Source organism: Streptomyces lasalocidi, assembly GCF_005280215.1.
Lineage (GTDB): Bacteria > Actinomycetota > Actinomycetes > Streptomycetales > Streptomycetaceae > Streptomyces > Streptomyces longwoodensis.
Window position 1 is genome coordinate 2,513,641 of the sequence record NZ_SZNQ01000001.1, and the last position, 20,612, is coordinate 2,534,252.

The 20,612-nt window shown below is 75.0% G+C and carries 15 protein-coding genes and 1 pseudogene; 9 read left to right on the forward strand and 7 right to left on the reverse strand.

Annotated elements, in window-relative coordinates; all coding sequences use genetic code 11:
- Positions 1-10 precede the first annotated feature (10 nt).
- The 5 genes from E4U91_RS11260 to E4U91_RS11280 all read right to left on the reverse strand — a co-directional run bounded on the left by E4U91_RS11260 (position 11) and on the right by E4U91_RS11280 (position 7,593).
- Positions 11-1,240 carry an RNA polymerase sigma factor gene (locus E4U91_RS11260; protein WP_241678557.1) on the reverse strand — a complete coding sequence of 410 codons (1,230 nt, stop codon included), beginning with the start codon at positions 1,238-1,240 and terminating at the stop codon, positions 11-13.
- A gap of 284 nt (positions 1,241-1,524) precedes the next feature.
- Complete coding sequence (gene dnaG, locus E4U91_RS11265; protein WP_137306726.1) at positions 1,525-3,432, reverse strand: DNA primase; 1,908 nt, start codon at positions 3,430-3,432, stop codon at positions 1,525-1,527.
- 29 nt (positions 3,433-3,461) lie between these two features.
- Positions 3,462-4,736, reverse strand: coding sequence for an NAD(P)/FAD-dependent oxidoreductase (locus E4U91_RS11270; protein ID WP_137306727.1), 1,275 nt, complete (start codon positions 4,734-4,736; stop codon positions 3,462-3,464).
- Between the two features lie 132 nt (positions 4,737-4,868).
- Positions 4,869-6,131: a deoxyguanosinetriphosphate triphosphohydrolase gene (locus E4U91_RS11275; protein ID WP_137306728.1), complete on the reverse strand. Its 1,263-nt coding sequence runs from the start codon at positions 6,129-6,131 to the stop codon at positions 4,869-4,871.
- Positions 6,132-6,786: 655 nt separating this feature from the next.
- Complete coding sequence (locus tag E4U91_RS11280; protein WP_137306729.1) at positions 6,787-7,593, reverse strand: sirohydrochlorin chelatase; 807 nt, start codon at positions 7,591-7,593, stop codon at positions 6,787-6,789.
- A 225-nt stretch (positions 7,594-7,818) separates the two neighbouring features.
- Here E4U91_RS11280 and E4U91_RS11285 point away from each other — a divergent pair, with 225 nt between their 5' ends.
- Positions 7,819-8,511, forward strand: a complete 693-nt coding sequence (locus E4U91_RS11285; RefSeq protein WP_137306730.1) for a SanA/YdcF family protein — start codon at positions 7,819-7,821, stop codon at positions 8,509-8,511.
- 124 nt (positions 8,512-8,635) lie between these two features.
- Entirely contained in the window at positions 8,636-10,756 is a 2,121-nt protein-coding gene (locus E4U91_RS11290; protein ID WP_137306731.1) for a molybdopterin oxidoreductase family protein, read from the forward strand.
- 58 nt (positions 10,757-10,814) lie between these two features.
- Here E4U91_RS11290 and E4U91_RS11295 read toward each other — a convergent pair whose 3' ends face one another.
- Complete coding sequence (locus E4U91_RS11295) at positions 10,815-12,461, reverse strand: M4 family metallopeptidase (protein ID WP_137306732.1); 1,647 nt, start codon at positions 12,459-12,461, stop codon at positions 10,815-10,817.
- Between the two features lie 139 nt (positions 12,462-12,600).
- On the opposite strand from E4U91_RS11295, the gene E4U91_RS11300 reads away from it, so the two are divergent.
- The 6 genes from E4U91_RS11300 to nirD all read left to right on the forward strand — a co-directional run bounded on the left by E4U91_RS11300 (position 12,601) and on the right by nirD (position 18,836).
- On the forward strand, positions 12,601-13,026 hold the full coding sequence (locus E4U91_RS11300) for a gamma-glutamylcyclotransferase family protein (protein ID WP_241678558.1): 426 nt from the start codon (positions 12,601-12,603) through the stop codon (positions 13,024-13,026).
- 205 nt (positions 13,027-13,231) lie between these two features.
- Positions 13,232-13,753, forward strand: coding sequence for a hypothetical protein (locus tag E4U91_RS11305; RefSeq protein ID WP_137306734.1), 522 nt, complete (start codon positions 13,232-13,234; stop codon positions 13,751-13,753).
- Positions 13,754-13,861: 108 nt separating this feature from the next.
- Complete coding sequence (locus E4U91_RS11310) at positions 13,862-14,479, forward strand: class F sortase (protein ID WP_137306735.1); 618 nt, start codon at positions 13,862-13,864, stop codon at positions 14,477-14,479.
- A gap of 185 nt (positions 14,480-14,664) precedes the next feature.
- Positions 14,665-15,876 (forward strand): NAD(P)/FAD-dependent oxidoreductase, encoded by a 1,212-nt coding sequence (locus E4U91_RS11315; RefSeq protein WP_137306736.1) that lies wholly within the window; start codon positions 14,665-14,667, stop codon positions 15,874-15,876.
- Positions 15,877-18,489, forward strand: a complete 2,613-nt coding sequence (gene nirB / locus E4U91_RS11320; RefSeq protein ID WP_137306737.1) for a nitrite reductase large subunit NirB — start codon at positions 15,877-15,879, stop codon at positions 18,487-18,489. It begins immediately after the preceding gene.
- Positions 18,486-18,836 (forward strand): nitrite reductase small subunit NirD, encoded by a 351-nt coding sequence (gene nirD, locus E4U91_RS11325; RefSeq protein WP_137306738.1) that lies wholly within the window; start codon positions 18,486-18,488, stop codon positions 18,834-18,836. The genes nirB and nirD overlap by 4 nt, the downstream gene beginning before the upstream one ends.
- 248 nt (positions 18,837-19,084) lie before the next feature.
- Here nirD and E4U91_RS11330 read toward each other — a convergent pair.
- Positions 19,085-19,974: pseudogene (locus tag E4U91_RS11330) on the reverse strand (oxidoreductase); the annotation flags it as partial.
- A 167-nt stretch (positions 19,975-20,141) separates the two neighbouring features.
- Here E4U91_RS11330 and E4U91_RS11335 point away from each other — a divergent pair.
- Positions 20,142-20,612: a hypothetical protein gene (locus tag E4U91_RS11335; protein ID WP_137306739.1), complete on the forward strand. Its 471-nt coding sequence runs from the start codon at positions 20,142-20,144 to the stop codon at positions 20,610-20,612.

A 20,612-nucleotide genomic window follows, 5' to 3' on the forward strand; every position in this document is an offset into this window, starting at 1 on the left:
CCGGTGCGGGTCAGTCGAGGTAGCCCCGCAGCTGGTCCGCGAAGGCGTGGTCCCTGAGCTTGTTGAGGGTCTTGGACTCGATCTGGCGGATGCGCTCGCGGGTCACGCCGAAGATGCGCCCTATCTCCTCCAGCGTGCGGGGGCGGCCGTCGGCCAGGCCGTAGCGGAGCTGGACGACCTTGCGCTCCCGCTCGCCGAGGGTGGACAGCACGGCCTCCAGGTGCTCCTTGAGCAGCAGGAACGCCGCCGACTCCACGGGGCTCGCGGCGTCGCCGTCCTCGATGAGGTCACCGAGCGCGACGTCGTCCTCCTCCCCCACCGGCGCGTGCAGCGACACCGGTTCCTGCGCGAGGCGCAGCACCTCGCCGACCCGCTCGGGCGCGAGGTCCAGCTGGGCGGCGACCTCCTCGGGGGTCGGCTCGTAGCCGCGCTCCTGGAGGATGCGGCGCTGGACGCGCACGACGCGGTTGATGAGCTCGACGACGTGCACGGGGACGCGGATGGTGCGGGCCTGGTCGGCGAGCGCGCGGGACATCGCCTGGCGGATCCACCAGGTGGCGTAGGTGGAGAACTTGTAGCCGCGGGCGTAGTCGAACTTCTCGACGGCGCGGATCAGGCCGAGGTTGCCCTCCTGGACCAGGTCGAGCATGGTCAGGCCGCGGCCGACGTAGCGCTTGGCGACCGACACCACGAGCCGCAGGTTGGCCTCGATGAGGCGGCGCTTGGCCATCCGGCCCATGACCACCAGCCGGTCCAGGTCGAGGGCCAGTTCGCTGTCCAGGTCGGGGGTGGTGCCCAGCTTCTCCTCGGCGAACAGGCCGGCCTCGACGTGCCGGGCGAGCTCGACCTCCTCGGCCGCGGTGAGCAGCGGGATCCGGCCGATCTCGCGCAGGTACTGGCGGAACAGGTCGGCGGAGGGGCCGCCGGACTCGGTGCGGGTGGGGGCCCGCCCGGCGGCCCCGGGGAGCACGGCGCCCACGGCGTCCAGGGCGTGCGCGGCGTCCCCCGCGTCCACGGCGTCCAGCGCCTCGGCGGGCGGTTCGCCCGGCTCACCCGGCTCGGGGGGCGGCTCCACGGACGGCTCCAGGGACGGCTCGGGGCCCGGCCCGGCGTCCGGGTCGGCTTCCGGGTGGTGCACGGCACGGTCCTGCGGGGGCACCGCGACCAGGAGGTCGCTCTCGGTGCCGGACTCCGTGCCGTCGGTACGGGTGTCGGTCGGGACGAGGGTGCGGGTCTGCACGGGGGCGACCTCCAGGATGGTCGCTGCCGAGGGGGGCGGCAGCGGTACTTCGGGGCGGAGGCGGCTGCCTCGCCGCTGTCCGTCCCGTACGCGATGAGCGCGCCCGCGGGGGTCTGTGACCCGTGGGGAACGGATCGGCCGCGCTCCGAGGACTCAGGCACCGCACCCCAGTGTGGGGTACGACACATCTCCGCCACGAGGGGCGTGCGGTGACTTTTTGAGTCCGGTCCGTGACCGAGCGGTGACCGCGGGGGCCGGCGGGACGCCCCGGACGGTCCCGTGGGTCAGAGCGCCGCGGCCCCGTGCTCGCGCAGCGCCTGGTCGTACTGCTGGAGGATCCACAGCTCGTTCTGCACGGCGGCCAGCTGGGCCTGGTCGCCGCCGGTGGACAGGCGGGTCATCTGCGACTGGACGTCCCGGATGCGGCGCTCCACCGCGCGGCGGCGGACCTGGACCAGGACCGTGCCCGCGTACACCTCGTCCACCGCGCGCTTCATGATCGGCTCGACGGCGAGTTCGGTGACCATGGCGCGGACCGTGTCGTCGGGGGCGGCCTCGCGGACCCGCACCAGGTACTCCTGCGGGTCCTGCACGCCGTACTCCGCGCCGCCCGCGTCCTGGACCGCCTGGCGCACGGCCGCGTAGGGCGGGGCGGTGAACTCGTCGATGCCGTACGCGTCGAACGCCGGGGAGACCAGCTCGGGGCGCTGCAGGGCGAGCTTGAGCAGTTCGCGCTCGGTGGCGAAGACCGGGTTGCGCAGGGTGAGGGCCGGGCCGGAGGGGCCGGAGCGGGGGGCCTGCGCCCACTGCTGCTGCGGGGCGCCCCGGTCGGCGGGGCGCGGGTCGCGGCCGCCGCGCTCGCGGGCCCAGCGGGCCAGCTGCGCCACGCGCTTGACGACGAACTGGGTGTCGAGGATGCCCAGCAGGCCGGCCAGCTGGACGGCGACCTCGTGCTGCGCGCCGGTGTTCTTGATGCGGGCGACGACCGGCGCGGCCTCGTCGAGGGCGGCGGCCCGGCCGGCCGGGGTGTCCAGGTCGTAGCGGCCGACGATCTGGCGCAGCGCGAACTCGAAGAGCGGGGTGCGGGGTTCGACCAGGTCGGCGACCGCCTCGTCGCCCTTGGCCAGGCGCAGGTCGCAGGGGTCCATGCCGTCGGGGGCGACCGCGATGTACGTCTCGGCGGCGAACTTCTGGTCGTCCTCGAAGGCGCGCAGGGCCGCCTTCTGGCCGGCCGCGTCGCCGTCGAAGGTGAAGATGACGCGCGCCGAGCCGTTGTCCATCAGCAGCCGGCGGAGGATCTTGATGTGGTCGCCGCCGAAGGCGGTGCCGCAGGTGGCGATGGCGGTGGTGACCCCGGCCAGGTGGCAGGCCATGACGTCGGTGTAGCCCTCGACCACGACCGCGCGGGACGTCTTGGCGATCTCCTTCTTCGCCAGGTCGATGCCGTAGAGGACCTGGGACTTCCGGTAGAGCGCCGTGTCGGGCGTGTTGAGGTACTTGGGGCCGTTGTCCGCCTCGTAGAGCTTGCGCGCGCCGAAGCCGACGACGTCGCCGCCGATGTCGCGGATGGGCCACATCAGGCGGCCCCGGAAGCGGTCGATGGGGCCGCGGCGGCCCTCCTGGGAGAGCCCGGAGAGGACCAGCTCCTTGTCGGTGAAGCCCTTGCCGCGCAGGAACCGGGTGAGGTGGTCCCAGCCCTGCGGGCTGTAGCCGACGCCGAAGTGCTGGGCGGCGCCCTGGTCGAAGCCGCGCTCGGCGAGGAAGACCCGGCCGGCCTCGGCCTCCGGGGAGAGCGCGAGCTGTTCCGCGTACCACTCGGCGGCGATCTTGTGGGCCTCGACCAGGCGGATGCGTTCGCCGCGCTGGTGGGCGGGGTTGTACCCGCCCTCCTCGTAGCGCAGGGTGATGCCGGCCTGGGCGGCCAGGCGCTCGACCGCCTCGGAGAAGGTGAGGTGGTCGATCTTCATCACGAACGTGATGGTGTCGCCGCCCTCCTGGCAGCCGAAGCAGTGGAACAGTCCCTTGCCCGGGCTGACCTGGAAGGAGGGCGACTTCTCGTCGTGGAACGGGCACAGCCCCTTGAGGTTGCCGCCGCCCGCATTGCGCAGCTGGAGGTACTCGGACACCACGGCGTCGATCGGGACCGCGTCCCGTACCGCCTTCACGTCCTCGTCGTTGATCCGTCCTGCCACGCGTGAAGTCTACGGGGACGGACCGACACTCACGGTGCGAGGTTTTCCAGCGGAACGTGCGGGTCGGCCAGGGCGTCGGTGTCGACCGGTGCCTGCGCGCGGATCAGCCGCTGGATCGGCTCCGTGACGTCCCACACGTTGACGTTCATCCCGGCCAGCACCCGGCCCTGCGCGACCCAGAACGCGATGAACTCGCGCTTGCCGGCGTCGCCGCGGATCACCACCTGGTCGTACGAGCCCGGCGGCGCCCACCCGCTGTACTCCATGCCCAGGTCGTACTGGTCGGTGAAGAAGTAGGGCACGCGGTCGTAGGAGGCACCCTCGCCCGCTTTGCCGAGCATCGAGCGGGCGGCGACCGGGCCGCCGTTCAGGGCGTTGGCCCAGTGCTCGACCCGGACCCGGGTGTCGAACAGGCCGAGCGGCACCGAGGCCACGTCGCCGGCCGCGTAGACGTCCGGGTCGGAGGTGCGCAGGCCCGCGTCCACCACGACCCCGCCGCCGTGCGCCCGGTCGGCGAGCTCCAGCCCGGCCGCCTCGGCGAGCGCGACCCGCGGCGCGGCGCCGATCGCGGCCAGCACGTCGTGCGCCGGGTGCTCCTCGCCGTCGTCCGTGCGGGCGGCGAGGACCATGCCGTCCTGGCCGACGATCTCGGTCAGCCGGGCCCCGAAGTGGAAGCGCACCCCGCGCTCGCGGTGCAGCTCGGCGAACAGCTCGCCCAGCTCGGGGCCGAGGACGCCGTGCAGCGGGGTCGGCGAGGGGTCGACGACGGTGACCTCCGCGCCGTACTCGCGGGCCGCCGCCGCCACCTCCAGGCCGATCCAGCCCGCGCCGGCGATCACGAGGTGGCCGTTGTCCCGGCCGAGGGCGGTCAGCACGCCCTTGAGGCGCTCGGCGTGGGCGAGCCGGCGCAGGTGGTGGACGCCCGCGAGGTCCGTGCCCGGGATGTCCAGGCGGCGCGGCTCGGCACCGGTGGTGAGCAGCAGCTTGTCGTAGTGGACGACGGTGCCGTCCTCGCCGAAGCGGACGGTCTTCGCCGTGCGGTCGATCGCGTCGACGGTCTGGCCCAGGTGCAGCTCGACGTCGTTCTGCGCGTACCAGGCGGGCTCGTGTACGAAGACGCTCTCGCGGGCGTCCTTGCCGAGCAGGTAGCCCTTGGACAGCGGGGGCCGCTCGTAGGGGTGGTCGCGCTCGTCGCCGATCAGTATGACGCGGCCGGTGAAGCCCTCCGCCCGGAGCGTCTCGGCCGCCTTGGCGCCGGCCAGGCCACCTCCGACGATGACGAATGTCTGATCCGCGTCGACCACTTGAAGCCTCCTCGTAAACGTGCGGCCACATGAGCGTCCCGCACGCCGGGGGGCGGGGGAAGGGGGAGTGACCCGATCAGGCCACGCGGGGTCACCTACGGACCGCTGCCGCGGTCCGGGTGCCGACGATGGTCACAGGTGCGCCGTCAGGCGGGCGTGAAGGGATCGCGCCGAGGCGTCCGTGAGGGAGGCGATCTGGTCGACGATCACCCGCTTGCGGGCCCGGTCGTCCGCCGCCCCCGCGAACAGCGCGCGGAACTGCGGGTCCAGTCCGTCGGGGGCGCGCGCGGTCAGCACCTCGGCCAGCTCGGCGATCACCACGCGCTGGTCGGCGCGCAGCCGCTCCTGCTCGGCGCGCTGCATGACGTACAGGTCGGCGACCGCCTTGAGGACCGCGCACTCCAGGCGCGTCCCCCGCGGGACGACGAGCTCGGCCGCGTAGCGGCTCAGCGGGCCGGTGCCGTACGCCTCGCGCGTGGCGCCCTCGGCGGCCAGGCAGAAGCGGCCGATGAGCTGGCTGGTGGCGTCCTTCAGCCGGGCCTGGGCGACCGCCGTGCCGTCGTAGCCGTGCGGCCACCACTCCTGCTCCTGGAGACGGTCCAGGGCGGCGGCCAGCTCCTCGGGGTCGGTGTCCGCCGGGACGTACCGGCGGGCGGCGACCGCGAAGACCTCCCGGCGCTCGGGCTCGGCGTGCAGGCAGACGGGGTCGATGTGGCCGGCGTGCAGGCCGTCCTCGACGTCGTGCACCGAGTACGCCACGTCGTCCGACCAGTCCATGACCTGGGCCTCGAAGCACGTGCGCGTGCCCGGGGCGGCCGCGCGGACCCAGTCGAACACGGGCCGGTCGTCGTCGTACACGCCGAACTTGCGCGAGTCCGGGTCGGTGGGGTGGGCGCCGCGCGGCCAGGGGTACTTGGTCGCGGCGTCGAGGGTGGCCCGGGTGAGATTCAGGCCGACGGAGCCCTCCGGGGTGAAGCGCTTGGGCTCGATGCGGGTGAGCAGCCGCAGCGACTGGGCGTTGCCCTCGAAGCCGCCGCAGTCCCGCGCGAAGTCGTTGAGCGCCCGTTCGCCGTTGTGGCCGAACGGGGGGTGGCCCAGGTCGTGGGCGAGGCAGGCGGCCTCCACCAGGTCGGGGTCGCAGCCGAGGGCCGCGCCCAGCTCCCGGCCGACCTGGGCGCACTCCAGGGAGTGCGTGAGCCGGGTGCGCGGACTGGCGTCCCAGGCGGGGCCCCGGGTGCCGGGCGTCACGACCTGGGTCTTGCCGGCGAGTCTCCTGAGCGCGGCGGAGTGCAGGATGCGGGCGCGGTCGCGCTGGAACGCGGTACGCCCCGGCCGCTTGTCGGGCTCGGGCGCCCAGCGCTCGGTCGCGGTGTCGTCGTACGGGGTGCCTGCCATGGCTCGACAGTACGGGTCACCGCTGACAGAAGGGGGTCGGGGCGGGGCGGGGCGCGTACGCGGGTGGGACCGGGGTGGTGCGGGCGGGGTTCTTGGACGGGGCGGGGCCGGGGACAGGGCCGCGTCCGGCGGGCGGGCGGAGCTGGGGCGGGGCCGCCCCCGGCAGGCGGGCGGCCAGGACCGCGGCCCGGCGGGCGGGGCGGAGCTGGGGCGGCGCCGGGGACAGGGCCGCGTCCGGCAGGCGGGCCGGAGCTGGGGCAGGGCCGCCCCCGGCAGGCGGGGCGGAGCTGGGGCGGCGCCGGGGACAGGGCCGCGTCCGGCAGGCGGGCCGGAGCTGGGGCGGGGCCGCCCCCGGCAGGCGGGCGGCCAAAACCGCGGCCCGGCAGGCGGGCCGGAGCTGGGGCAGGGCCGCGCTCATGGGCGGGAGCCGCATCCGCAGCCCGGGCGTGGCGGCCGGGACAGGGCCGGTGCGCGGCGGCTTCGGCCGGCAGGTCCGGCCCGCGTGGGTGAGCCAGGCCCGTGCGGGGCCGCGTCCGCAGGCGGGGCGGAGCCGGTGAAGGCCGCGCGCGCGGGCGGGCCGGTCGACGCAGGCTCGCGTGCGGACGATGCGAGGCCGGTGCGGGGGCCGGCTCGTGGGTCGGGCCGGGGCCGTTCTCTACGCGGCGTGGGACGCGTCGTTCGTGGTGGCGAGGGTCTCGTCGTAGCGGGTCAGGATCAGGTGGGCCATCGCCGGGTGGGCGCCGAGGGGGGCCGAGGCCAGCCAGGGGGCGTGGGCCGCGCACTGGGTCGCGAAGCGGCCGGGGGCCGTGAAGTACGACGCGACCGCCACCCGGTGGCGGCCCCGGGCCGCGAGGTCGTGCAGGGCCGACTCCACGGTGGGGGCCGCGGCGGAGGCGTAGGCGGGGACGACCGGGACGCCGAGGCGCCGGGCGAGGAGGCGGGCCGTGCGGTCCGTGTCGGACGCGTTGTCGGGGTCGCGGGAGCCCGCCGCGGCGAGCACCACCGCGCTGGTGCGGCGTTCGGCGCTCGTCGGGTCCGTGGGCCAGCCCGCCTCCACCAGCCGGGTGTGCAGGGTGTCCACCAGCAGGGGGTGCGGGCCGAGCGGGGCCGCCACGCGCGTGTGCAGGCGCGCCCCGGCCGCCATGCCGGGGATGTCGTGCTTCACGTGGTGGCCGCGGCCGAGCAGCAGCGGGACCAGCACGGCGTCCGTCGTGCCGCGCGCGTCGAGGGCGGCGAGAGTGTCGACGAGCAGCGGCTCGTTCAGCTCGATGTGGCCGAGGTGCACGGGCAGGCCGGGCCGCAGGCCGCTCACGCGCGCGAGGAGCTCACGGACGGTGGCCAGGGCGCGCGGATCGCGGCTGCCGTGGCCGACGAGGACCAGCGCGGGCGGCTCCGGGCGCCGGCGGCCGTGGGGGCCGACCGGGCCGGGCCGGCCGGCGAGCGGGGTGCTGACCGGGCGCATCAGGGGCGCCGGACCGTCGGGGAGGGAGTCATGGGGACCGATCCTGCCGGGGCGAGGTTGCCCGGCTGTTGCGCGTCCGTCACGGGACTTTTCCGGTGGTTCACCTTCCAGGGAACCACGGTGTGAGGTCCGGCGGGCGGGGCCGGGTGAACCGGATGATCGCGGGACGCGTCCTCCTGCCCGGGACCGGGAGACTTTCGACTGCTGCGACGAGGAGGTGGCGCCGTGCGCCGACCCTGGCGCGGGCCGGGCGGGCCGCGGCTGCCGCGTACCCGCAAGGGGCGACGGCGGCTGGTGCAGGCCGTGGTGGCGGGCTGCGTGCTGGCGCTGCTGCCGTCGACGTGGCTGTTCGTGTCCACCGCGGACCGGCTGGTGACCACCGCCGCCGCGCCGCGCACCGACGTCGCCGTGGTGTTCGGCGCGGGCCTGTCGGGCGGCGAGCCGTCGCCGTACCTCGCGCACCGGCTGGACGCGGCGGCGCGGCTGTACCGGGACGGCACGGTCAAGGTCGTCCTGGTCACCGGCGACAACAGCCGCGAGGACTACGACGAGCCGGACGCCATGCGCGCGTACCTCACCCGGCACGGCGTGCCCGACCGGCGGATCGTCAGCGACTACGCCGGGTTCGACACCTGGGACTCCTGCGTACGGGCCCGGAGGATCTTCGGCGTCCACCGGGCCGTGCTGATCAGCCAGGGCTTCCACATCCGGCGTGCGGTCGCCCTGTGCGAGGCGGCCGGGATCACCTCGTACGGCGTCGGGGTGGACGCCGAGCACGACGTCACCTGGTACTACGGCGGTGCGCGGGAGGTGCTCGCCGCCGGCAAGGCCGCGCTGGACGCGGTCCTGGAGCCGGACCCGCGGTTCCTCGGGCCGAAGGAGACGGGAGTGGCGTCGGCGCTGGCGGGAGCGCGCTGACCCGCCGTTCCCGGGTGCCGTGGACGCACCTCACCGGGCGCGCGGGCGGGCGGGGAGGTCGTCGTGCCGGGGGCGTAACAGGGGCCGTCGCGGCACGTAACACGGCCGCCGCACGCTGAGGCGCATGCAGAGCACCCCGACGCCCACCCACTGCCCGTACTGCGCCCTGCAGTGCGGGATGAACCTCACGCCCCTGCCGCAGGGCGGCGTCGAGGTGAGCGAGCGCGCCGACTTCCCGGTGAACCGGGGAGCGCTGTGCGCCAAGGGCCGTACGGCGCCCGAGGTGCTCTCCGAACGGGTGCGGCTGACCTCGCCGTGGGTGCGCTCGCCCGCCGGCACGCTGGAGCCGGCCACCTGGGAGGAGGCGCTGGACCGGATCGCGGGCGAACTGGCCCGGGTGCGCGCCGAGGCGGGGGCCGACGCGGTCGGCGTGTTCGGCGGGGGCGGGCTGACCAACGAGAAGGCGTACGCGCTCGGCAAGTTCGCCCGCGTGGTGCTGGGCACCTCGCAGATCGACTACAACGGGCGGTTCTGCATGTCGTCGGCGGCGGCCGCCGGCACGAAGGCGTTCGGGGTGGACCGGGGGCTGCCGTTCCCGCTGGAGGACATCCCGCGGACCGGCTGCGTGATCCTGGTCGGCTCCAACCCCGCCGAGACCATGCCGCCCGCGCTGCGCTACTTCCGCGAACTGCGCGAGAACGGCGGCACGCTGATCGTCGTCGACCCGCGCCGCACGAAGACCGCCGAGCAGGCCGACCTGCACCTGGCGCCCCGCCCCGGCACCGACCTGGCGCTCGCGCTCGGCCTGCTGCACCTGGTGGTGGCGGAGGGCCGCACGGACGAGGAGTACGTCCGGGAGCGGACCAGCGGCTGGGAGGAGGCACGGGCCGCGGCGATGGCGCACTGGCCGGAGTACGTGGAACGGATCACGGGGGTGTCCGTTCCCGAACTGCGGGAGGCAGTACGGCTGTTCTGCGAGCCCGAGGCCGCGATGGTGCTCACCGCGCGCGGGCCCGAGCAGCAGTCCAAGGGGACGGACACCGTCGGCGCCTGGATCAACCTGTGCCTGGCGACCGGCCGGGCGGGCCGCCCGCTGTCCGGGTACGGCTGTCTGACCGGGCAGGGCAACGGGCAGGGCGGGCGCGAACACGGCCAGAAGGCCGACCAGTTGCCCGGCTACCGCAAGCTGGACGACCCGGCGGCGCGGCGGCACGTGGCCGAGGTGTGGGGCGTGGACCCGGACGCCCTGCCCGGACCGGGGCGCAGCGCCTACGAGTTGCTCGACGCCCTCGGCACGGACGTCCGCGCGCTGCTGCTGATGGCCTCCAACCCGGTGGTGTCGGCGCCGCGCGCCGCGCACGTCGAGGAGCGCATCCGGTCCCTGGACTTCCTCGCCGTGTGCGACGTGGTGCTGTCGGAGACGGCCGCGCTGGCCGACGTGGTGCTGCCCGTGACGCAGTGGGCGGAGGAGACCGGCACCACGACCAACCTGGAGGGCCGCGTGCTGCTGCGGCGCCGGGCGGTCTCCCCGCCCGGGGGCGTGCGCAGCGACCTGGAGGTCCTGCACCACCTCGCGGCCCGGCTGGGTGTGGAGAAGGGCTTCCCGACGGACCCCGAGGAGGTCTTCGAGGAACTGCGCCGGGCGAGCGCGGGCGGCCCGGCGGACTACTCGGGCATCAGCTACCGCCGGCTGGCCGAGGAGAACGGGGTGTTCTGGCCGTGCCCGGCGGAGGGGACGGCGATGGCGGCGGAGTCCGGCGCGCAGGGGGGCGCGCCCGAACACCCCGGCACCCCGCGCCTGTTCCTCGACCGGTTCGCCACCCCGGACGGCCGGGCGCGGTTCGTGCCGGTCGCGCACCGGCCCGCGGCCGAGGAGCCGGACGAGGAGTTCCCGGTGCTGCTCACCACGGGCCGGGTGGTGGCCCAGTACCAGTCGGGCGCGCAGACCCGGCGGGTCGACGAGCTCAACGCCGCCGCGCCGGGCCCGTTCGTCGAACTGCACCCACGGCTCGCGGCGCGGCTCGGGGCCGCCGAGGGCGACCCGGTGGCCGTGGTGTCGCGGCGCGGCCGTGCGGTGGCACCGGCCCGGATCACCACCGCCATCCGCCCGGACACGGTCTTCATGCCGTTCCACTGGCCGGGCGAGGGCCGCGCGAACACCCTGACCAACCCGGCCCTGGACCCGACGTCCCGGATGCCGGAGTTCAAGGTGTGCGCGGTGCGGGTGGAGGCGGTGGAGGGGTAGGGCGGGGGGCCGGCACCCGCGCGTCGGGCGCCGGTCCCCCGCTCGAACGGGGCGTGGGTCAGGTGACGTTGACCGCCGTCCACGCCGCCGCCACCGCCGCGTACTCCGCGCTGGTCGCGCCGTAGAGGTCCTTCGCCGCGTTCAGGGTGGCCGTGCGGGCTCCCTTGTAGTTGGTGGAGGACGTCATGTAGACGGTCAGGGCGCGGTACCAGATCTTGCCGACCTTGTCGTGGCCGATGCCGGTGACCGTGGAGCCGTCGTAGGTGGGCGAGTCGTAGCTGACGCCGTTGACGGTCTTGGGGCCGCTGCCCTCGGCGAGGAGGTAGGCGAAGTGGTTGGCGACGCCCGAGGAGTAGTGGACGTCGAGGTTGCCGACCGAACTGCTCCAGTAGTCAGCCGAGTTGCCGTCCTTGGAGGGCTTGTCCATGAAGCGCAGGGCGGCCTTGCCGAAGCCGGGGCGGACGATCTTCTCGCCGATCAGGTAGTCACCGGCGTCGGAGGCGTTGCCGGCGTACCACTCGACCATCGTGCCGAGGATGTCCGAGGTAGCCTCGTTCAGGCCGCCGGACTCGCCCGAGTAGGTCAGCCCGGCCGTCTTCGACGTCACGCCGTGGCTCATCTCGTGGCCCGCGACGTCCAGCGCCACCAGCGGTCCGAACGTGGTGCCGTCGCCGTCGCCGTACGTCATGCAGAAGCAGCTGTCGTCCCAGAAGGCGTTGTTGTAGTTGCTGCCGTAGTGGACGCGGTTGTAGGAGCCCTTGCCGTCATTGGCGATGCCGTTGCGGCCGTGGACGTTCTTGTAGTAGTCCCAGGTCTCGTTGGTGCCGTACTGGGCGTCGACCGCGGCGGAGGAGCGGTCGGCGGTGGTGCCGGTGCCCCAGTGGTTGTCGGCGTCGGTGAAGACGGTCGCGGGGGCGCGGCTGAAGCAGATGCCGAAGATGCACAGGTCGGTCTTGTTGGCCGCGTCGCCGGTGTAGGTGTTGCCGCGGGTCGGGTCCTTGAGCTGGTACGCCGAGCCGGAGGCCGTGGTCTCCAGCGGGACCGTGCCGCTGTAGAGGGACGCGCCGTCGCCGGTCGCCGTCTCGATCAGGTCCCAGGCGTCGATCTGCGCGCCGGTGCGGGCGTCGGTCAGGACGGCGCGGGCGACCGGGTTGCCGAGCGTGTCCAGGCCGACCGCGTCGGTCCGCCAGGCCAGTCTCGGGGTGCCGTGCAGGGCGTCGACGACCAGGTGCGGCTTGGCCTTGACCTGCTTGAGGGTCGTGCCGCGGCTGGCGGCGCGCAGGGCGGCCACGGCGGCGTCGGCGGCCTTGGGGGCGGACACCTGCGGGGTGACGGAGGCGAGCGAGACCGTCTTCGTCGTCGCCCGGTCGGCGCCGCGGTAGGAGCCGTCGGAGGCCAGGTGGACCACGAAGTCGCCGCCGAGGACGGGCAGTCGGCGGAAGGTGCGGTCGTAGCGGACGTGCTGGGTGCCGTCCTTGTCGACGACGACGTCCCGGACGGACGTGTCCTGGGCGGCGGTCAGGCCGAGGCCCGCGGCGTGGTCCGCGACGGCGGACGCGGCGTTGGCGAGGGCGGTGGCGCGGCTCGGCCCGTCGGCCGCGTCGGCGGCGGGCGAGAGCGCGGCGGCCAGCAGGGTGGCCGCGGTGGCGGCGATGCCGGCGGTGGCGAGACGGGAACCTCGGACGTGCGGCCGTATCCGACTCATGCGACTCCTCGGTCGGGGCGCCGTCGGGCGCGTGGGGGTGGCGCTGATGTCGTCTGAGATTTAAGAGGGCATGACATGTCATGTCCATAGCGCCTTCACAGGGAAGTGTGAGGATGCCGAGGAGGAGAGAATCGTTTCTGTGACCGCAGCCCTCCCCTTCTTCGTGTACGGCACCCTGCGTCCCGGCGAGGTCAACCACGACCTCCTCCTGCGCGGCCGCACCCTCGCCGAGGAACCCGCGCTGCTCCCCGACGCGGTGCTCTACGCCGGCCCCGGCTACCCCTACGCCGTGCACGCGCCCGGCGGCACCGTCACCGGCGACCTGGTCACCGCGCACCCGTGGGCCTACGACGCCCTCCTCGCCGAGCTCGACCGGCTCGAGGAGTACCGGCCCGGCGACCCGCACACCCTCTACGAGCGCGTCGAGCGGGCCACCGTGCTGCGCGCGGCCGGGGGCCCGCCGGTGCGTGCCTGGGTGTACCTCGCCGGGCCCGTCGTCGCGGCCCGGCTGCGGGCGCACGGGGAGCCGATCGAGGGCGGCGACTGGCGCGCGGGGCGGCGCTGACTCGCCGTCACCCGTTCACCCGCTCGTCCGGCGCCTTTGTGGCGCGCTCCGCGGAGGCCGCCGTGACCTGCTGAAACGCCGGCCGCTCGGGGCGGCGGACGACACCCGTTCATCCCCTTTCTGACGCATCCTCAGGAAGCGGGCTCGCGCCGGTGCCACTTACCTCGGAAGGGCAGGGCCCACCGAACAGCTCGAAGGAGCACCGATGCGACGTACCGCCCGTCTGCTGACCGGCACCGTGCTCGCCGTCACCGCCGTGAGCGGTCCCGTCGCCACCGCGTACGCCGCGCAGTCCGGCGGCCTCGAGGTGTACCCCTCGGCGGCCGTGCCGGGTGACCGGGTCACCGTCGGCACCTCGGCGTGCGGCCCCGAGGGCACCGCCGCGGGCGACGCCGGCGCGGTCGGCGCGGGCCGGTTCACGCTGGCGCCGACCACCCACGACGGCGACGTCGTCGGGGAGTTCAGGGTGCCGCCCAGCGCGCAGCCGGGGACGTACGAGATCGTCGCGGAGTGCGCCGAGGACGGCCGGCGGGTCAGCGGGGACCTCGTGGTGTCCCTGACCGCGGCGCACCAGCGGGTCCCCCCGCGGGGGAGCGTGAAGACGGGGGTCGGCGGCGCTCTGGGCCCCGACCCCGTGCAGACCGCGGCCGGCGTGGCGGCTCTCGCCGTCGCCGCCGCGGGCGGTACCTGGCTCCTGCATCGCCGGGCGAGAGGCGATGTGTTCTGACGGACACCCTCCGCTGTCCGTCCGCCGGTACCGCACGTCCCCTCCCCCTCCGGGTCCGACGCCCCTCGCGGCCCGGAGGGGGACCGGGCCGCTCACCAGGAGGCTCGTATGCACAGGCTGGGCGACGCCGCGATAGCCGCCGTGACCGTCACCGCGCTGTGCTCCGGCGCGTGGCTGCTGCACGACGCCGCCGAACGGCACGCCCCGCCGCAGCCGTCCGCCGCCCAGGCCCGGCCCGGCGGCACCGACCCGCGCTCCGCGCCCGCGCTGCCGCCGTCCCCGCCGGACCGCGTCCGCATCCCCGCGATCGGCGTCGACGCGCCCCTGACCGGCCTGCGCCTCACCTCCGGCGGCAGCCTGGAGGCGCCGCCCGCCGCGCGCAAGAACCTGGCCGGCTGGTACGAGGCCGGCACCACCCCCGGGGAGACGGGCACCGCGATCGTCGCGGGCCACGTCGACAACGCGGACGGCCCGGCCGTGTTCTACGCGCTCGGCGCGCTGCGCAAGGGCGCCCGCATCGAGGTGGACCGCCGGGACGGCAGCACGGCCCTGTTCACCGTGGACGCGGTGGAGGTCTACCGGGCGGGCGCCTTCCCCGACGCCAAGGTCTACGGGGCCGCGCCGCGGCCGGAGCTGCGGGTGATCACCTGCGGGGGCGGCTACTCGCGGGACACCGGCTACCAGGGCAACGTGGTGGTCTTCGCGCACCTGACCGGGAGCCGCTGAGCCGGCTCGCCCCTTCCCGCCCGGCTTCCCTTCCCGCCCGGCTCCCCTTCCTGCCCGGCTCGCCCCGGGCGCCCTGCGGGCCGGTGCGACCTCACACCTCTCCCCCGCCGCCGCTGAGGGCAGCGTTCCGCACGGGAAACAGGGGTGATGCGGCCGGGTAACGTCGGCACCGCAGGCTCGACCACATGACCTCGAATACGCGTGTGGTGGTGATCGGCGCCGGCCTCGCGGGCGTACGGTTCGCCCGGCGGCTCGCTGAGCTCGGCACGCCCGCGCTGGTCGTCGGCGAGGAGGAGCACCGCCCGTACAACCGGGTGCTGCTCGCCGAGGTGCTGGCCGGCCGTTACGCGCCCGAGGTGATCGCGCTGCCCGCGCCCGCCGACCTGGTGCGGGCCCGGGTCACCGGCATCGACCGCGACCGGCGCACGGTGACGTGCGCGGACGGCACGGAGATCGCCTACGGGACGCTGGTCCTGGCGACCGGGTCCAACCCGGTGCTGCCGCCGCTGCGCGGCCTGTTCACCCCGGACCGCGAACTGCCCGAGGGCGTCCACGCGTTCCGCACGATGGACGACTGCCTGGGCCTGTCGAAGGCGGTCCGGCCGGGCGTGCGGGCGGTGGTGATCGGCGGCGGGCTCCTCGGGGTCTCCGCGGCCCGCGCCCTCGCCGTGCGCGGCGCCCAGGTCGTCCTCGCCCAGCAGGCCGAGCGCCTGATGGAGCGTCAGCTCGACCCGGAGGCCTCCCGGCTGGTGCTGCGGCACCTGGAGGACCTGGGCGTCGAGGTGCACCCCGAGTGCCGGGTGCGCGACGTGCGGTGCGTCGGCGGCGCGGTCCGCTCGGTGGAGATGGCCGACGGCTACGCGCTGGACGCCGACCTGGTGGTGCTGGCCTGCGGGGTCCACCCGCGGGTCGGCCTCGCCCAGGACGCCGGCCTCGCCGTCGACAAGGGCGTACTGGTCGACGACGAACTGCGCACCAGCGACCCGCACGTGCGGGCCGTCGGGGACTGCGCCCAGCACGCCGGGCAGGTCTACGGCCTCGCCGCGCCCGCCCTGGAACAGGCGGACGTGCTCGCCGCCCTGCTGGCCGGCCACGACGACGTCCGCTACACGGGCACCCGCGCCCTGACCCGGCTGACCCTCACCGGCGACGGCGTGCTCGACCTCGCCGCGTTCGGCGACACGGTCGCACGGCCCGGTGACGACGTCGTGCGGCTCACCGACGCCACCCGCGGCACGTACCGCAAGGTCGTCGTCCGCGACGACCGCCTGGTCGGCGGGGTCCTCGTCGGCGAACTCGGCACCGTCGGCGCGCTCGCCCGCGCCTGGGAGGGAGCAGAGCCGCTCCCCGGCGACGGCCCCCTGCTCCACCTGCTCACCAACGATGGAGGCTCCTGAATGACCGCCACCCCGGAGGCCACCCCCACGATCGTGCTCGTCGGCCACGGCATGGTCGGCCAGCGCTTCCTCGAAGCGCTCGCCGAGCGCGGCCTGACCGCCACGCACCGCGTGGTCGTGCTGTGCGAGGAGCCGCGCCCGGCGTACGACCGGGTCGCCCTCACGTCGTACTTCTCGGGCCGCACGCCCGAGGAACTGTCGCTGACCGACCCGGAGTTCATCACCGCGCACGGCATCGAGCTGTACGTCGGCGACCCGGCCGTCACCGTCGACCGCGGGGCCCGCGAGGTGACCGCGCGCTCCGGACGGGTGTTCGGCTACGACACCCTCGTCCTCGCCACCGGCTCCTACCCGTTCGTGCCGCCCGTCCCGAACAAGGACGCCGAGGGCTGCTTCGTCTACCGCACGATCGAGGACCTGCTGGCCATCGAGGAGTACGCGCGGACCCGGGCCACCACCGGCGCCGTGGTCGGCGGCGGACTGCTCGGCCTGGAGGCCGCGGGCGCCCTGAAGGGCCTCGGACTGACGTCCCACATCGTGGAGTTCGCGCCGCGCCTGATGCCGGTGCAGGTCGACGAGGGCGGCGGCGCGGCCCTGCTGCGCACCATCGAGGAGATGGGCCTGAGCGTCCACACCGGCGTCGGCACCCAGGAGATCGTGGTCGACGCGTCCGGCGCCGTCACCGGCATGAAGCTGTCCGACGGCTCCGAACTGGCCACCGACCTGGTGGTGTTCAGCGCGGGCGTCCGGCCCCGTGACCAGCTCGCCCGGGACTGCGGACTGACCGTCGGGGAGCGCGGCGGCATCGCGGTCGACGAGCAGTGCCGCACGGTGGCCGACCCGCACGTGTTCGCGATCGGCGAGTGCGCGCTGGCCGCCGACGGCCGGGTGTACGGGCTGGTAGCGCCGGGCTACGACCAGGCGGAGACGGCCGCCGCGACCATCGCCGCGGACGAGGCGTCGTTCACCGGGGCCGACCTGTCCACCAAGCTGAAGCTGCTCGGCGTGGACGTGGCGTCCTTCGGCGACGCGCACGGCACCACCGGGGACTGCCTGGACGTCGTCTACTCCGACTCCCGCGCGGGCCTGTACAAGAAGCTCGTCATCGGCCGCGACGGCACGCTGCTCGGCGGCATCCTGATCGGCGACGCCGAGGCGTACGGCACGCTGCGCGCGCTGACCGGCTCGGTGCCGCCCGTCGCGCCGGAGTCGCTGGTGCTGCCCGCCGGGGCCGGCGCGGGCGCCGAGGGCCTCGGACCGGCCGCGCTGCCGGACGACGCGATCATCTGCTCCTGCAACAACGTCCGCAAGGGCACGATCCGCGAGGCGGTCACCGAACACCGCTGCACCACCGTGCCCGAGGTGAAGAAGTGCACCAAGGCCGGGACGACGTGCGGCAGTTGCGTCAAGGTGCTCGGCCAGCTGGTCGCCGCGGAGCTGGAGGCGTCCGGCGTCGAGGTCGACAAGGGCCTGTGCGGCTGCTTCTCCCAGACCCGCGAGGAGCTGTACGAGATCGTCCTCGCCCTGCGGATCACCGCCTACCAGGACCTGCTGGACCGCTACGGCCGCGAGGAGGCCCGCGGCACCGACGGCTGCGAGGTCTGCAAGCCCGCGGTGGGCTCGATCATCGCCTCCCTGGCCCCGGTGATCGGCGCGAGCGGCTACGTCCTGGACGGTGAGCAGGCGGCGCTGCAGGACAGCAACGACCACTTCCTCGCCAACCTCCAGAAGAACGGCTCGTACTCCGTCGTCCCGCGCATCCCCGGCGGGGAGATCACCCCGGAGAAGCTGATCGTGATCGGCGAGATCGCCCGCGACTTCGGCCTCTACACCAAGATCACCGGCGGCCAGCGGATCGACCTGTTCGGCGCCCGCGTCGAGCAGCTGCCGCTGATCTGGACCCGGCTGGTGGACGCCGGCTTCGAGTCGGGCCACGCCTACGGCAAGGCGCTGCGCACCGTGAAGTCCTGCGTGGGCTCCACCTGGTGCCGCTACGGCGTCCAGGACTCGGTGCGCATGGCGATCGACCTGGAGCTGCGCTACCGGGGCCTGCGCTCCCCGCACAAGCTGAAGTCGGCGGTCTCGGGCTGCGCCCGCGAGTGCGCGGAGGCCCAGTCGAAGGACTTCGGCGTGATCGCCACGGCCGGCGGCTGGAACCTCTACGTCGGCGGCAACGGCGGCGCCACCCCGCGCCACGCGGACCTGCTCGCGCAGGACCTGTCCGACACCGAGCTGGTCCGGCTGATCGACCGCTTCCTGATGTTCTACATCCGCACCGCCGACCGCCTGGAGCGCACCTCGGCCTGGCTGGAGCGCATCCCCGGCGGCCTGGAGCACGTCCGCGAGGTGGTCGTCGAGGACTCCCTCGGCATCTGCGCCGAGCTGGAGTCGCTGATGGCGGCGCACGTCGCGCACTACCGTGACGAGTGGGCCGAGACCATCAACGACCCCGAGAAGCTCGCCCGCTTCGTGTCCTTCGTCAACGCGCCCGACACGCCCGACCCGGTGGTCGCCTTCGTCCCGGAGCGCGACCAGATCAAGCCCGACCTGCCGCTGCTGGCCATCGGGCTGCGTCCCACGGCAGGCCTCCTGGAAGGAAGCGCCCAGCGATGACCCTGGCACTCGAGACGACCGACCTGAAGGTCCAGCTCAGGCTGGACGGGGACTGGCTCACGCTCTGCGACCTGAGCCGGCTGCTGCCCGGCCGGGGCGTGGCCGCCCTGCTCCCCGACGGCCGGCAGGCGGCCCTGTTCCGCGACCGCGCGGGCGAGCTGTACGCGGTCGACAACCGCGACCCGTTCGCCGGGGCGGCGGTCCTCTCCCGCGGCCTGCTCGGCACCCACCGGGGCCGCCCGTTCGTCGCGTCGCCGCTGCTCAAGCAGCGGTTCGACCTGCTGGACGGCCGGTGCCTGGACGACGAGACGGTACGGGTGCGGACCTACGAGGTGCGGGCCGCCTAGGGCCTGTCGTTTGGATCATTCCGGCGTCGCAGGGTCCGGCACGCGCATCTGCGGCGTTGTCGTCGGTTTCCCCCACTCTCGGCTTCGCTCGAGCGGGAGGGGCCCCCATCGCTCCGCGTCGCCGCTCTCCTCCGCCTTGCAGCTGCACGCACCAGACACCGCTCGGGTCGGCGACAAGGCGCCGTGGGCCGGGCCGGACTGATCCAAACGACAGGCCTAGGCGGCGCGGTCCACGAGGTCGTAGGTGACCCCGTGAGCCGTGCGGAGGTGTCCCACAGGCGCTGCCCGAGGGTGTCGTCGAGGGTCCAGGGCGCCCGCCAGGACCGGGCGGGCGCCCCGCGCCACATCGCGAGGGCCGGCCCGGTGAACGAGTCGGGCCGCACGCCGGGGGCGGTCGCCGCGTACAGCGTGGGCAGGGCACCGGCCTCGGCCGGCTGGGCGAGGACCCGGTCGCCCGCCACCAGCAGCCGCCGGGTGGCCGCGCCGCCCACGCCGGCGGTGAGCCCGGTGGCCGCGTACCCCGGGTGCGCGGCGGCCGCCACGACCGGCGCCCCGCTCGCCGCGAACCGCCGCGCGAGCTCGTGGGTGAAGTGCAGGTTGGCGCTCTTGGAGCGGGCGTAGGCGGTCCAGCGGCCGTAGCTGCGCAGGCTGTTGGGGTCGCGCAGGTCCACCTTGGCCAGGGCGTGCAGCATGCTGGACACGGTGACGACCCGGGCCGCGGGCGCCGCGAGCAGCCGGGGCAGCAGCAGCCCGGTCAGCGCGAAGTGCCCGAGGTGGTTGACCCCGAACTGCGTCTCGAACCCGTCGGCGGTCGTCCCGTACGGCACGGCCATCACGCCCGCGTTGTTGACGAGCAGGTCGAGCCGGTCGTAGGGGTACGAGGCCGCGAAGTCCCGCACGGACCGCAGGTCCGCGAGGTCCAGGCGGCGGAACGTGACGTCGGCGCCCGGCACTTCGTCGCGCAGCCGCTCCACGGCCCGTTCCCCGCGCCCCGCGTCCCGGCACGCGACGACGACCCGGGGGCGCCCGCGCGGGCCAGTTCGCGGGCGGTGACGAGGCCGAGTCCGCCGTTGGCGCCGGTGACGACGGCGGTCCGGCCGCCCTGCTCCGGGATGTCCCGCGTGGTCCAGCCGCCCATGGCCGTTGCTCCCTCCGGTGGTGGCCCCAGCGTAGGAGCGACCGCGTTCGCACGGCGTATGCCCGCGGAACACGGAGGGTCACCCGACGGACCGGGGCGGGCCTGTCGGTTCCGCGGGTACCGGGTGCATGATGACCCCATGACGACGACGCCCGACCGAAAGGCCGATGCCGCGTAGGCGGCCCGGCGCACTGCGCGCCCACCGGACACGGCACCCGGCGCCCCGCACGCGGGCGGCGCCGCCCCCGCCCCGCATCCTGGGCCTCTCCGCCACGACCACCCTGGCGGTCCACCGGGTGGAGGCGACGTACCCGGACGTCCTCCTGTTCCCGGGCGCGACGAGCACCGCGCTGTTCCGCTACCGGGCGTTCCTGATTCCGGGACGGCGCCCCCTCTACCCGCGCACGTCGGTCTGCCCGTCCTGCCCCGGCTGTGCCCTGGACGACGTCCGGGAGGCGAGGGACACCCTGGCGGAGGTGCTGCGCCGCCTGCCCCCGCGCCCGGCGGGCGAACTGGCCTCGGTGCTGGCCGCCCTGGACGGCAGGTACGCGGCGAGGACCCTGCCGGATCCACGGGCGGCGGCGGAGGGCGGGGCGTGGTGGCACGGGCGGCTGGGAGAAGGGGCGGAGGGGTGGTGA